The organism is Desulfosporomusa polytropa (assembly GCF_055380075.1).
Window position 1 is genome coordinate 106,747 of sequence record NZ_AP042399.1, and the last position, 16,437, is coordinate 123,183.

The 16,437-nt window shown below is 42.0% G+C and carries 5 protein-coding genes; all 5 read left to right on the plus strand.

What is annotated here, in order from left to right; genetic code table 11:
* Window position 1: 1 nt before the first annotated feature.
* The 5 genes from ACZ449_RS00750 (at window position 2) to ACZ449_RS00770 (ending at window position 16,342) form a co-directional block, all read left to right on the plus strand.
* Entirely contained in the window at window positions 2-631 is a 630-nt protein-coding gene (locus tag ACZ449_RS00750; RefSeq protein WP_464256886.1) for a hypothetical protein, read from the plus strand.
* A 65-nt stretch (window positions 632-696) separates the two neighbouring features.
* Window positions 697-1,026, plus strand: a complete 330-nt coding sequence (locus tag ACZ449_RS00755) for a hypothetical protein (RefSeq protein ID WP_464256887.1) — start codon at window positions 697-699, stop codon at window positions 1,024-1,026.
* A 13-nt stretch (window positions 1,027-1,039) separates the two neighbouring features.
* Entirely contained in the window at window positions 1,040-1,846 is an 807-nt protein-coding gene (locus ACZ449_RS00760) for a hypothetical protein (RefSeq protein ID WP_464256888.1), read from the plus strand.
* A gap of 14 nt (window positions 1,847-1,860) precedes the next feature.
* A complete protein-coding gene (locus ACZ449_RS00765; protein WP_464256889.1) occupies window positions 1,861-8,049 on the plus strand; it encodes a hypothetical protein in 6,189 nt (2,062 codons plus the stop codon).
* 85 nt (window positions 8,050-8,134) lie between these two features.
* On the plus strand, window positions 8,135-16,342 hold the full coding sequence (locus ACZ449_RS00770; protein ID WP_464256890.1) for a hypothetical protein: 8,208 nt from the start codon (window positions 8,135-8,137) through the stop codon (window positions 16,340-16,342).
* The last annotated feature ends 95 nt before the right edge of the window (window positions 16,343-16,437 follow it).

Here is a 16,437-nt window from a genome sequence, read left to right on the forward strand (position 1 = left end):
TATGGCACGCACAGCAGTAGATTCAAGACCTATATATACCAATTGCATCAAAGGGTACTCGAAACATAAAACTTCAGACGGATATTCATATGATTCCGCTTTCTTTAAGCGTTATTATAGTTCTTTGGATGCCGAAATATATTTTGGCAATGAATTCGTCGAAGAAGTGGTTAACATCGGGTGGAATTTAATCCAAGGACAAATGCCCTTATTTGGGTATAACTCTTATGTTTATGATGAAGTGGCGCTCGGTTCTAGAATTATACAAGGTCAATTTGCAATAAACTTTACATCACCAAATTACTTGTTTCGAATACTTGAGACAGCAGCCGCTGAATCCATTACGAGTATGGGTAGTTATAATATCACTAAAACCAAAGAAGAAGCTACACTCTCTGAGCATATAAACGATGGCACTAAAGGAAGAACCCTTGACGATCACGCTCCGATATGGCCACAACAATTTGATATTGATGTTATTTTTGGTGACAAAACTTCAGTAGGCAATCCAGTACATATCGTCCTAGAAGGAGTCATGATCAAAGACTCTCGAATAGGCCTCGATCTTTCGGGAGCGCCAGTCGTGGAGATATATTCTTTTATTGCCAAAGACTTAAAAAACGTTGAGTAAAAGTGTAATACAAACATTTCATCAAGTAATAAACAGATTGAAAACTATTTGGGAGGCTATTAACTATGGACACGAAAGAAGCTATCAATCAACAACAAATTGACGAGTGGAAAGCCAAGTTTGGCAAAATCTACAAAACATCTGTAGGTGATGATGTCGTTATTTGGCGTAAACTGCGCCGCAAGGAATATGTGTATATCATGTCACCAGAAGCTACTGATGGAGCCGAAGGGGATAAGGTCTATGCCAAACAAGACTTGATTGTATCTGCGGTAGCATTGTTCCCAGAAAACATCGAGGAGCTCATCACAGAAAACGCTGGATTCGCTACTTGCGTAGCCGAAGAAATCATTATCAAATCCGGATTTGATCTCACAAATACTGAAGAGTTATAAGGCGGTGCCTTAAATGAAAATACGTACACAAGAAGTAGCTCCACCACAAGTCGATATCACCGAGCTATTCTTAAACTTCAAAGAACAGTATCGAAATGTGTTTATATTCCAGATTGATAGTCAAGTCTTCATCTATCGTTCACTCGGACGAAATGAGTATAAGAAAATTCTTACTGACGAGCGATTTACCAATGAGATGAAGGAAGAGCTAATATGTCAGACATGTACACTCTGGCCAAATGATTACGATTTCGAGGACTGTGACGAAGCTGGTATACCGACCGTATTGATGCGAGTTATTATCAAGAATTCCTATTTAGACGAAGATGAATCCCGCCGCAACGTACTTGAGTTCTATCGGCAAGAGATGTGGGATTTGGACAATCAAATCAGTTGCATTATTAATGAAGCGTTTCCTCAGTTCGATATTGAGGAAATTGAAAACTGGGATATCGACAAAACAACCAAGTATTTAAGCCGTGCAGAGTGGAAACTCCATAACCTTCGCGGACTCCAATTTGTAGAACCACAGGGGGATTTTTATGAAAAGCAAGACACCAGGTTGCGAGAAGACAGCCACCAACAAGAGCCAGTCAGGACCGAAGAAATCCAACCAGTCAAAAAAGAAAAAGCCAAAGAGCAAACTATTCGAGGGGGTAAAAGAGAAAAGCTCACCCCAGAAAAAATAAAAGAAATGAATGAATTAAAAGCAAAGTTTCCTGAAATCAATTGGGAAGCAGACGATGGTTTTAAAGGCATAGACGGACTTGAACAAGAATCTATCGATGTTACATCTCCGGCTCTTAGACCGGGCTTTTAAAGGACTGATAACATATGGCCACCGATGAATTAAAGGAAGAAAATCAAGAAACTCTAACAGATAAACTATTAGGAGTAGGAGAGGCGGTTCTTGGCACTGTAGCCGGGGCTGCCCTTTTTTACAGATCTGGCGGAGCAAAATATCTATCTGGCGGATTGGAGAGAACCAGCAGGTTTCTTTCTCATGCACATACTGAAATATCGGCCCGGTCGCTGGAAGATTGGAATACCAACGAAATAAAAGATGTAACCAGAGGTTTAAGAAGAACCTGGAATAGCATAGGTGACGATGTTAGAGAACGAAGCATCGATATTCGAACTGATGACCAACGCAGCATATTTAACATATTAGGCGAGATAACTAGGCTGGATCGTAATCCTGGTGAGTACGTTTCAGAAATGTATAATCGAGAAAAACTTATCAATCCTACACTTGCTCATTTTCAAGAGAACCTATCAAATGGCAACAAAGCTTTTGAAAATAAAATGTTCAGCTTTCTTGATGGTTTAGCTACCAAAATCAACGATGACATTTCTGTGTATGATCATATAGATATATCGCACTTCACAGATGAAGAAAAATTAATAGCTGACCAAGTCGTCACCCACATGAAAGGGCTAGATACTCCATCAGAGCGTCACTCTTTTAAAGAAGCAAATGAACGTATCGTAAGGCAGGTAGCAGACTTAGCGGAAAACCTCGACAACTTAGAAGAAGTATACGGTACTACTGGTTCAGATTCTCGTAGGGACAAAATTCTTGGAGATAAAGCAGCCACCATCGGGGATCTTTTGGCCAACAGGCAAAAGATACGGGAATCCAGGAACTATTACAAAGATGGTAAAGAATTAAGATATGAAGACACGATTGCTTCTCTTGATCGCCTACGCGAAAAATACAAGGGGATGGGCGATGAATTTGAACAACGTTTTCTTAATCTTACCCCTGATGCCGGTGTATTGCGAAAAGATGAAAATGGCAATATACATTCATTCAAAGCAGCTTCCAAGATAGTTGATGGTGCATTGGATTTTCTAGCCGGGACACTCCCTGGTAAGATCTTAAAGTTAAGAGATGTGCAGTATGGACAAAAGGCTCCTGCTCTGCAGTTTATTGGCAAAGGTGAAACTGATCCTATTCTAGCTGCTCTTACAAATCGGGCAGAAGGCTCTCAAACGAATGATCATTTCTTCCGAGTATTAAATAAAGTATATCGTACTACTGATAGTGGCCTGGAGCATGTAAAAGAAGCCGATAATTTAACTTTAATATCGGGCAACTATGGTTCCCAATCTAAACTCTTACGTCAAATGATGGGGCACGTCGATTATAAAAGAGCTAATAGTATAGTAGCTCGCGCTTTCGATATAAACCAAGACGGAGAAGATACTTATTTAAAAAAAGGATTATCAGTTGTTCGCAAATACAGCGACGACACTTGGTACGGGAATATCGCTAAAAGGTTGCTTAGTCCAACAAATGAAGACAGAAGCAACTATGCAATGAATCTACTTGTAGGCGATCGCAATTATGCAGTCGACTATTTAAGTAAAATGCGTAAGTTTAATACTTTCTTGAGTAAGAACAATTATGAATTAAGCCCTGAAGCTATTAAGAAAATGCTTTCGCACACAACGGGCGAAGCCCATGATATCCTTGAAAGACTATCGCTAAACGACGAAGAATTAGTCAACTCTCTTTTAGCTCGCGAAGGATCGTCCTTAAGACATGAGGGGAGTAGGCTTAACCCCGACTTAGATTCGCTTATCCATGATTTTGTAGCCAATCCTAAAAAATCTCTTGACGCTATTACATTAAAAACAGATCGCACCGGTTTCGAGCCAGGGGGTTACGGCGGGGGCCATGAAACTGCGAACTTCCACGATATCCTGCGTATGGAACTCGGTAAAGAGATGTTTTTGCAACATGCCAAAGCCAATGAACAAAGATACGGTGAAAATGGGCTACATCAAGCGATAGTAGATTTGGTTAATCAGTCTGGATTAACAGGTAAGGAAAAAACGGAAGCCAAACGTTTAGGTCATTGGGCTGCTTTCCAAAATATAACTGGCATATCAGCTAGAGCTGATTACACTCAATCCCACGATACGAATCGAATGTGGAAAACAATAGCCGACACCGAAGAACTATTCAATAACGGCGAAGAAAGCGAATCCCGTAATGAATTTCGAAGTACGATAGTTAACATGGTCAAAGATAAATTGTCGATGACAGATGGGTATGCTAGTCGTAATACAGAAATAGCTGGCCGCAGAAAATACAACAGCTGGATACATATGCAAAAAGCAGTAACTCCAATTGACTTAGTTAAGAGCATAAATGACTCCACCAAGTTTAAAGCTACCGGAAAGAAATTTGTTAAACAATTCTTCGCCGGCCGCAAAGACCCTCGTAATATTACGGCAGCTACAATGTATCCTTATTTCTTTTTAGCTCGTTTATCTGACGAAATGAATGGGTTTGGCATTGGCCTTTCTAGAGAATCGATGGGTAGTGTTGGGCAAATGGCAAAAAACATTGCGCTCAAACGAATCCTTCCTGTTGGCATTGGACTTACTTACTTCGACTGGATGGATGACACTACTCAAGAGCTGACCGGCACCTCGATGACAGGAGCATTTGCAAATGGTTTAGCCAATACAGACTTGGCTTACCGTCGCATAAGTGATGCTACTGGAATTACCGATGTACTCAAAGACGAAAAAGCTATGAATCCGATTCTACAATATTGGTTTGGCAAAGATCCGTATCAAGATTATGATGAACGCAAAGATTACTATGAGAATGGATACGACCCAGTTCGCAAGGGTAGATACTGGACATTTGGCGGCGTCAATGAATTTCGCGGTGGTCAAATCGCCTATTGGGAGCCTAACTTCGTAAGACGAATCAATAGCGATTATCAAGATAAATCTCTTTACGATGGTTACTGGGACAAATGGTCACATTCGTGGCTACCCACACCTACTAATCCAGTGTCACCAGTTATGGCTCTCTTAGATCCATACTGGCTTGAGAATAAACATAAAGAAGACCGTCCTTATCCGGTTTCAGGTACACTGTTCTCTGAAGGCACTCCTTGGGGTGCGGTTTTAAATCCAACCGTCGGCGAAGCGATAAAGCCTCAGAGAAAGTTAAATACCAACCGGTTAGAGGACGGTGTGGATGTCAAGGCGCTTATCTTCCAAATGAACAAAGAAGTTCAGGCGAAAGCGCTTAATAATAGCAATCAAAATCTAGTCGTACTTAAGGGTGGTACGATGGAGCCCGTGGAATTCACTGCTTACAATGCGCCAACAAGAGACGAGCGCGTATATTCGATGAATTACGAGGGCAATCGGCTAGCCGGATCAACGGCTGCTGACTATGGTGTTTATAGCGGCGGCGTTACCCCTGAAGAGTATATGCGTAACAGTGGTAATGGCGGAATGCCGATGGAGCTTCAAGGGGCTGCTGAACCAACAAATGCAGATGAGTTATCAATTAAAGAGCAGTTCGAATTAGATGCAGCGACAGGTAATAGCTTATCGCAATTAGCAGGCGGTTTCGTTAAGCATATTAATCCGACCGATGGTATTAGAAACATCAACCGCGCAATTGCCATGAAAGCACAAATGCAACCAGCACTAGGAGTAATGACTCCTGAGAAAATAGTAAATTTACGTGCGTCATACGGAGCTTCGCTATTAAATGACGCAGAAACCGTCGATGAATTAATGAGTTTATCTACCGGCAACGATATGATCAAAGAGTCGGCGCTATCAATCAAACTCATCTCTGGTATCTACGGCTATGGCGCCAATAAGCTCGTAGGACTTGGCGACAACACCCAGAAACGAATTGCTACGTCCGCGGATATGGATAATCCATTTCGTGCTTTCTGGGACTCCGGCTTCGGCGGCGCAGGCGGCGGGGTAATGGAAATCGCCCGTCGTTTCATGCCTGAGTTCAAGAGAAACACTCGCGTTAATCCGCTCATGAATACGATGCAAGATTGGTTACCTGAACGATTCCGCTTTGGTGATCCGTTTACGGCAGTACCCAAAGGTGAAATGCGTATGCCAGGAGAAGGCTACGAATCTTTAAATGAACTGCATCCGGATCAGTTCGGTGACTATGGGGCTTTTGATAGATTCAAGGTGTTGGCCGACATCGCCCCGTATAGCGCTGAATATAAGGTTTGGAAGAAGATCGCTCAAAAAACTGTTATGGACCCTGAGCTTAAAGAAGAAATGAAAAAGATAAAGTCACGGGTGTCACAGCAAAACAATCCTCATGACTTTTATAATTATCAATTTGTTGGCCGAGGCGTTGATTACCAAAACGTTACCGTAACACAAGTATTAGACCGGGGTAAGTTTAAAATTTACGGTTCCGATGAGGTCTATAAACTTGCCGGACTCAAGCTTAAGGCTACAAAAGATGGCAAAGGTACTCAAGAGATCCTAGCACAACATCTGCATGCAGGGCAAGAAGTTACGATTGCAGTGGACGAAAATGAGCATTACCAAAAGAATACAGACAAAGACCGTTCTATAAGCGCTGCGGTATATATTGACGGCGAAAATCTAAGTCGACAGTTAGTTGAAAGCGGAATAGGGGAAGTTAGGAAAGGTGATACGAGCGCGGCCGCTTCTATAGGACGATATACTGGCTTTCAACAATTCAGAGGTTATGTCGCAGAAACAATAGCTCATCTTGATTTGCCGCTTATCAACGACCAGTGGTTACGTGTACGCTCACCTCTTGAATCGTACAAAGCCGAGCAGGTCTACGGCACGCCATATCAGACCTGGGCTGACCCTATAGGAACATTTCTACTACCTGCTATGGAAAGAGCTATATCTGACAATGTAGCAGTAACCGTAGGTGAAATCGCTGCTTATAGCCAGCGTATATCACAGAATATTGAAGGTCTCGGTCGAACTAAGCGAAAGATGATCACTGGAGCCCTTATGCTCGCTAACCGTGGTGCTTTTATCGGTGGAACTTTGGGATACTTAATAAAACCAGATAGCGGCAAGATGATGCGGGCAGGAGCAAGAATTGGCTCGGCAGCAATGACAATAGGTCATTTATACAACGGGTTAAACGATCCTCTTGAATCGGCTTTAGGTTTTGGGCATTTAGCTTACGAAATTGCAGAAGTTACAAAAACACCTCGCGTGAAAAGTATAATGGTCGGCATGGCTGCCGGACTTGCGCTCTATGGAGCCAATACTAATGTATTTTCTGAAAACGCCGGGAAAGAATGGATACCGGATCGCACTAAGAAAAAATGGGAGATGCAAGAATACTTTGATAGATTAAACTACATCAAATACATGGGACTGTACAGCAAAGCAGCTAGCAAGGCATTAGACGAAGAAGATATCGATGTAGAAAAGCTAGTGAGAAAGCAGGAGATAGACGCCGAGAAAAAGGAAAAGCTCAAAGAGGAACTGACAAATGCTAAATCAAAAATAGCATTATTGCCTCAGGGCGATACTCGTAGACATCTTGAAGAAATGATCAACAAGAAGTTAGCATCGGCTCAAGAATCTCAGGTTATTCTACGGGCCGGCCGATGGACTCAGGCGGCTCTCCTTTATAAAGAAGCTGCTGAATCAACATCGTACGGGATCAAGGAAGGCGGCACGTATGCACAAATTATTCGTGCGCTACCAAAAAATGAAAGAGAATACTTCCTGGAGTTCGTAAAAGAACGTGATCCAGATGAGCGTGCAAAAATACTTAAAACAGCGTCGCCACTTTTAGCGAGAGCTCTTAAACGGACATGGGGAGAAGAACAGGATGATATGGAAAGTAACGAAAGTTACTTTATGAATCACAATCTTCCTTCTTTCTCATGGTCCGGTTGGAGGCCGGACGTAGATTTAAAAGATGTACAAGTTAAAACGATCGCTAACGAAGGTATGTTACTCGGTGACTTTGGGCTCTATGATTCGGAACTTAGAAATCCTGATGTGATCAATGCGCCAAATCTAAATCCCCGCGGAGGTCAAGATCCATTAACGTTGCAAGCGAATTTACTAGCCACGCTTAAGGGTCTAGGACTTACCGGTGTCGATGTAAGTGTGCAACCCGCCCCCATGGGTAGTATCGAAGTAATAGCTAATGTAGCGTCAATCGTAGAGAATAAAGTAGAAAGCACAGTTAACGATATATTTAGATTGTTATAGTAATCAACATCCAGTACAAAAAGTGCTGGGTGTTTTATTATATGAGCATCTAAAAGTAGTATTAAATTTAAAGAGGTGATAGTGAATGGCATCTAAAACAAGAGTACATTTTAACCAGGCTTCACAGGAAGCAAGCAATATAAAGGAAAACATAGCCCATAGAGATTATGTTGAAAAGTACGAACGACAACAACTCATGATCGAGCAGGGGTTCACTAAAGCAAAGCAGCTAGATGAATGGCTTAAAAACAATCCAGATGTCTTGCCTAGCCGTGTTTCATATCATGTTAATTCAATTGCTGTCGCTCGTTTTAATAAAATAGATGATGTAGTTACGAATTCTCAAAATAGTGTCTTCCTTCTTAATCACAACAAAATAGAGACCAAGAGTAAATATCAAGCACCTAAAAATGCAGTCGAAACATATAATCGTCTTGGTCATGATTTCTATGATTATGTCAGAGATGTAGCAAAAAATGGTCTTGTTAAAAATCAAACAGGAACGGATTTAATTAAAAATACGATTAACCTCAACGGATCAATGCTGTACCAATATACGCAAAAGGGCGTCTCTATTCCTTTTAACCAGCTCGTGGAGGCTGGTGATAATATCTGGAACAAGGGAAGCTTCATGGCGTATGATTTAGAGACACTTGGCGGGGTTGATCATACGGGACAACAAGTACTGGATGCTATTACAGAATTCTCTTTCGGTGAAGCAGGTACGACTACCGGGAAAGTCGGCAAGTACTACGGTTCTATTATCGGTATTACTCCAGAACAACATAGAGAATTCACTAATATAATCCACCGCTACGAATCTGGAGCTGAAATGAGCAACCGAGACCAGGTTATTATGAAGCGCCTGGCTAAGACCGGCAACAGCAAAACTAACTATGCTCCTATTACAGGTAAGCAAGGTTTATTCGAGTATACTTCTTTTGCAAGTGACGTTGATGTTAAAGCAATGAGCACGAAAGATATGAGAGCTGGTGTAGATAGCCTGCTTGATATTTATCGTCGGCAACAAGGCAGCACAGTCGAATACAATAATCAGAAGATGTACGCCTGGGAGCAACAATTATTAAAAGGCCTGGGGACCATAAAGAACAAAGACTTAACAGCTGTTGGCCACAATAGCGGTTCTTTTGACTTGCCGCTATTAAATAGATTTTTACGAAGCGGCCGTTTGTCCAAAGGAGCTCAAAGCGCTCTTGCAGAAATGGGTTTGCAATCTATTGATTTAGCGAACCGGCATTACGATACATTAGCCGCATTACGTAGTGGGCGGGGTAACAATTGGATCGATATGTTTAACGACGACGATCGAGAGATGATGAAAGAGCGTGGGCTTACTCACTTCCAATTAGAGTCTTTAACTAGAAAATACGATCCTAGTTATTACGAGGACAAAGTAGCTCATGTAGGTAAGACTGACATTGGGGCTAATGCTTCTATGCTTGTTAAGTCTGGATTATTCCGTGATGGAGAACCCAACTACTTGCTCGCTGGCGGCAAACATGCACCTCAAGCACTTACAGGCGGAGATAGTATGTTGTTCTATGCTCAAGAGAGCATGGGTATGGATTATGATCGCGGCGGTTCATTAAGCTTTGTAGCAGACGCAATGACCGGAGAGACACGTACTTTTAGCGGTATGAAAATCGGAGCAGATGGAATAGCTGAAAAAGAGTTGTTTGGGCAGTACGGTTTCCAAAGAGGCGTATCATATACTTTATCTGATATCTACGAACATGAGATGACTGACGAATGGGGTAACGTGATCCGTGGTACGCACCCCGCTCTTGATAATAACAGAATCGTAACGGCTACGTTCAATCCGGTTACCGATTCGGATAGTTTTAAAAGTAATTCTCCTGTTACCATTGTCGGCACGAGAGAAGAAGTACAACAAAAGATTGACCAGCATTTATTACTAACCGGTCAAAAACAAGATGGTCAATGGCAAGTCACAGACGACAAAGATGTTCGGCGTCTTATGAGTGAAGTCGAATATGATCCCGCAACCGGAAAACAGAAAAATATCCCATTCACTATCGAACGCCAATTAGAAGAAAGTACTTTACGTACCGAAAATGAAGCAGCTGCCAGAGCAAGACGTGAAATGAGCATTAAGAAAGAAACTGGTCTTCTTACTTTCTTTGAGGATATGGATGCCTATGTAGCCAACAATGCCAGCGCTACTGCTACCGCTCAAGACGTAGAAGCGGCTCGCAAACGGTTTCATGAAATAGCTCGCCAAAAATCATTAAATGTCGCTCGCGGTGTTACCGACAACAGCCTAAACGAAGCCGGATCAGACATGGTCAAGTCCTACCATGAGTATTTTGGTTGGCAGGATAAGAACAGTAAAAAATGGAGAGTCTATCGCGAAACCGTAGATGCAGCCCTTAACTCAGAAAACTACTCACAAAGTGTTCGTGAGTCGATGAAGCTTATTGTTGATGCCGCTAAAACCCGTGGAGGCAAAGACGAGACCCTGCAAGACTTCTATTTTAAACAATACTACACAGGCCTACAAGCATACGCCGCTCAAAGCAAAGGTATCGATGCCGTAACTAATACACAACCTCTACGTGTAAGAGAGGCCGATCGGCATAAGTTTGATATTGATCTCTTAGATTATGTTAATAGAGACGAAGTACGTACCCCAAGTAATTTTGAAGATACTAGTCATATATTGACGTTAAACCTCGACACAGCAAACGGTGGTTTAGCTGATCGGCTATTAAAGAAAAGGGGATTTACCGGAACCGCCAGTGAAGCAGACCAAATAAAAGAGATCAAGAATTTTACTGACCATCTGATTAGCAACGGAATCATTTCGAAAAAACACGGTTCGATCGATGTAGAGAAAGAGACACTGGAAACAGCTACTCAACATATGCTATCTGGTTTACGGAAAGTAAGAAACACTAATAAAAAAGCCGGCCGTATACTGGATTCTAAATTTCAGAACGTAACGATCGCATCAACCGCCGAAAACTTTGGATTCTCACCAAACGAAGTTAAAAATGTTATCGATAAGATAAACAAAACAATGCCTAGAGTTCATGTAATGGACAAGAATACTATCTCTGAAGAAGCCAATCGTATCGTTGAGAATGTTTTATTCGATAAGGTATCTGCAGACGACCTATTAAAAGCTGGGTACTCACAAAACCAAGCTGATGATCTTATGAAAATGCGCAGCATTCGCATGAACGATACGAAAAAATTCATGAGCGACTTTATGCAAGGGTTGTCAAATACTGATGCGCATCTCTTATATGACGAAGAGAATCGTAATATTCATCTGTTCTCAAATGGAATTCAGACACAACTAAATAACTTGCCTCGTGATATATACCAGGACGGCCGCTTTTATACTCAGATCGGCAATATGAAAGTAGTCGCTCCAATAGGCGCATATTCCTCTAATCGTGGCACTAACAAACTGGAGTTCAAATCACTTATAGGAAAAGCTCATGACAGCATATACTGGATGAACTCCGCTTTTCAAAGAGGCGTCGATGAAAACGATGTGGCTGGCCAGGCGAACAATATCGTTGGCGCTTTCGCAAAGGTACTGAGGAAAAGCTCTTCTGTCATGAAGGGCGATATGCAAGATTCCCGCGCAAATGGCTACTTCTCAATGGGAGATGTAATACCTGAACTACAAAACCTATACAAAAAAGGAGTCTTTAACGGTATTAATTTCGAAGAGCATGACGAGTTCATCTCAATGCTCAAGAATAGTCGTCAGCTTAACCTGGAGCATTTGTCGTATAAACCAAGAACTTTAATAACGATTAATGCAAAAACGATACTGAATGCAATAGCGAAACAAAGCGGCGACGGTTTCTTTGAACATTTTGCTGAGAAGTTTTCTTGGGACAACAAGAATCCTACTAACTTTGTCGGCACTGTTGATAACAAAGCGAATTTCGGCGATGTATATGGGGCTAGCAAGCGTGGTCATATCCAACAGGTATCTCGCGCTAAACGTTTTAATGCAGATAAGGTCAAACAAGCGATTGACGATAAAGCACTTAAAGGAATAGCCATCGGGCGAAGCCTACACACGTCCACAGAGTTAATAGGGGCCAAAAGAAGACTAGACGGCTTATCTTATGCTACCGACAGTGCTGTTCGTGTAACTCGTATGGCGATGCGTACAAAAGATCTCCGTAGTTTAGTGGTGGCTGCTCACGGGCAAACCACGAAATACGTCGAAGACATGCTAAGCGGAATTCATCTTGACGAAGGTTCTGCTGTAGCTTCTCCTGAACTATTGGATGAAGTATTTTCTACCCGGTCATCTACTCAAAAAATCATGCTTCAAAAAATTGTTGAACACAATAACAGCGTTATCGAAGAACTTAAAACAAAACGCAATACGGCTCCGAAGCTTGTAATCAATGCTGATGGCAAAATTACATTTGAGTATTCTAACGGTGTCTTTGTTTACAGAGGAGAAGATCTACTTAGTATCAATGGGTACAAAGGATCTACCAGCGAGACATTAGCAAAAGAAAGCGGCATGCTCCGCTTTGGTGTATTTTCCAAAACAGAAGGCCTGCTTGCTACGCAAGAGAGTATCCAGGACATACTTAACAGCAAACAGAATCTAGCCAAGATAGGTGAATCTGTTGATCCAATTCAGGAAGTGCTACGCATACTAAATCAAAAATATGACCTCGGATATTATGTCGAATCTTTTGATGCTAACCCTCATCGAAAGATGGCAGAGGCTGGCGTAGAAAAGAACATGACTCACTTCCTCGCAGGCGGGTTAGGAACATCGGCCGATCCTAAAGTAGCAAAAACACTAAAAGCTCTTGGTCTGGGCAGTATGCTATATCAAGTCCCGAGAAAAGAATATATTGATGCTTTGTCCAGCAATAATATTAGTAACACTGCACTAGGTTCTTTAATATCGAAGCAGGGTCAATCTGCAACCCATGACGAAATCACCGGTGTTATTCAAAAAAATTACGGCACTGTCGAAGGATTCCAGAAAGCGTTATACGAAGAGCGCAATGCGCCTATGCAAGCGCTGCGGAAAATCCTGACTGACAATGGTTTAGCCAATAAAGATGAATCCATCCATTTTGTTAGTGATAACTTTATGGCTGAAGAGAAGCACAAAGACCCTTCGGCGACCATTCGGCGTGTAGTAGATCAATTAATGTACGAATACGAAGGCGATGCCAATAAAGTACACGCAGCATTGAACGATTCCATCAAGGGATTGAGAGTGGAAAATGGGGAGTTAATAGCTCCTAACGGCAACATAGATATAACAGAACTACAAAGAGTAATCGCTAACGAAAAGTTAAACGAAAAGGTTTCTCGTACCGGTACTAATGGTATCAAGGCAGATGTCGCTAATACTACCATTGTAGCCATGGATGACCATGATCGAGGAAACTACCTAGTTAAGGGAGATAGGTACGGCAAAGGGCTCAAGTTCACCGATCGTAACTTACAGATGCTTGAGTGGGAACGATACGGAGAAGCTGGCCTAGACCGCGTTAGAAGCGCTCTTGATAAAGCAACATTCGATCGAGCTTTTGGCCATGTATTAGAATCAGATGGATCTATTAAAAAGGATTATAAAGGTAGAGCTCTCACAGCTAGCATTGGTGACCAGATCAGACGAGCCATGTACGCGTCTCCAGGAGATAAGTTATTAACGACTAATGGGCATGTTGACAACGTTGTTAAGAAACATCTTGAAAACGATGGAGTAGACGTAGCTGGAATGCTGAAAAGCATAGGAAAAGAAGGCATCGCCAACGTTAGCGCCAAAGCCTTAGAAGATCACTATTCTGTTGCAACGGGATTGTTGGCTAGAGATTGGAACACCGGACGTGGGCATAATGATTTAGCAGCTATGACAGAGGAATCTGGATTCGAAGTAAAAACCCTTGGACGATTAGTGTCAACCCCGGGCGGAAATAAAGATGTTGCAGATTCGATTTATGGCAAGAAGATAATGCTGGACCTGCATATGGACGAGCTAGGAAAGAACCAGCTGTATTCAAATGAGCAAGATCGATATGTTGCTTTGCCGTATGAGCCAAAAGCATGGATCGACAAACAGCGCACGCAAGAAGCAAAGACTCCATTCCAGCAGAAAGTATCTACGCTACAGAATATGGCCAAACAATATATTACCAGCAAAGATGGCGGGGTTACTGAAGAAGAACAAGCCAAACTCCTCAGTAATATGAGAAATGCAGTAACAGGCATTAAAGAAGCTGTTTCCACTTCCGTTACTGCCAAAAAACAAGGGTTGGCAGCGCTAGCGGAAACTCGGCTTGATGATGCGGGATTGTTTAAAGCTCATGGCATTCAATTATTTGGCAATGAAACCAGCGACTACTATAAAGCTCTGGAGTTTGATGGCAAGAATCTAGTAAAAGAAGCCGCTAGAGGTACCGAAGGCGCTGAGTACGATGCCACGTTTGTCGGTAGGGAATTTATCCAAAACGTATACAACGACAAGTACCTGAATGATCTTGGCATCTCACAAGATGAAATAGTCGAACATATTAAAAGCAAAGGTACTTTGTCTATCAATGTTCGTGAACCCGCCGATTACATGAAATCTTCTAGTGTATCAAATCTTTACTTGTCTGATGCTGTCACTGGCAATATGGCCCTCAGTACATCTGTACAGTTTAACTCTAAAAAAGGCGACTATGACGGTGATTCCATGGGCGTTAAAGTGCTCAAGGGCGAGGCTTATATTCAGGACAAAAATGGCAAGGAAGTTTTAAGAGATATTGATTATGCTGCTTATCAAGTCTTGCAAAAGAAAAACGTTAATGTCCGACTTACGGACGATACCAAAGCGATCTTCGCTGATGCAATCGCCGCAATGCACTACAACGCAGCCGACTATAATAAAGCATACCGAGTAAATAAAGAAAAAGATGACGAAGTAAATAGAAACTCTATGAATCTTGGCGCTGCCAAACAATATGCTATCGACAATACTTTACGACCGCTGGATCAAAAATACGACGAAAAAAAACTACAAGAAATGCAGTTGATGTATGACGAAATTTCTAATGGTTTGAGCGCAAATGGCCAAAAATATAGCAACATCAACGATCTACGAACTGATGGAGCAGAGTTTATCGCTCAAAATAAATCAGCTGAAAAAGAAAGTTATCTCGAAGCTCTCCAATATGGTATCAGCAAAGAAATCAACAAAGTAGACAGCGTTGCCAAACAAAGACGAGCAGCAGCAGGTGAAGTCAATCATTATCTGTATCAGCATCGACGCTTAGTTGATATTATTAGCGACCAGGCTGGATCTGATATCTTACCGGATGAACGGGACGCAATCCAAAAAGTAGCTCAAGCAGTTCAAGAAGGTTTCTTATCACCTAAGAATGAATCAAACATCAACGCAAATATGCTGGAAGAATTCAAGAGCGCAATGAGTGGTATGATGGGCTTAAACGGTGAAGCTGATGGCACGGCTATGAAAGAGTTCTTGATGAAGAACATCAGAGGCCGCTCTGAAATGAAGCATCTGCCAGGTGATATGACAGATGAAAAAGCAATGGATATCTTCTCCTTGTTTGGCTCCAGAGTCAAACTTTCAGGAATAGAACGCGCTTATTTCGCTCAAGGCATTTTAACTAATGGCATAGCCACAGATAAGGCGGTCTATTATACTGGAAACAATTACGATTCAATGGACCGCAGCCTTGGCATCGCGGATAATTATCTTAGAAGCACAGGCGTCAACTCTCCTGTCGTAAAAACTAATCTCGCCGAAGCAAGAGAAGCTCTTGATACGCAGAAAGCTTACAGTTCAGCTACAAAAGCTCTTAATAATGAAGAATCAGAAGGCATGATTACTTTGCTAGGTGAGATGAAGAAAAAAATGGCTTCCGTCAATGTTACCGGCAAAAGTCTCGCATTCGGCGCAGTTGGCTTGGCCGGAGCAGTTATGTTAGCAGGTTTTGTCGGCGGCAATCCGTCTAAGCCTGCAGAAACCCAGGCGCAAGATGATGCCGAAGATGAATACCGTATTCCACAATTGACTGATACCAATCTAAATAATACGAGAGGAGGCCCTAACCAAGGATATGTAATCAACATCAATGCGCAGACAAAACAAGGACAGCAGCATGCCTCCAACGCCGTCCACCAAGCATTGTCCAAGGGGTTCAACAATACCAATATCAATGTCGCAATGAATGTTCAAAATTCTGGTGAAGCAAATTCTGCACAGGTAATGGAAATGTTAAAAACGGCATTCGCATAAAATAAGCGCCCTCTTAAGGGGCGCTTATTTTTTATCTAAAGCATCATAAGTAGTTTTATTGAACAACTGAATATCGCTAATTATAGCCGTAATAT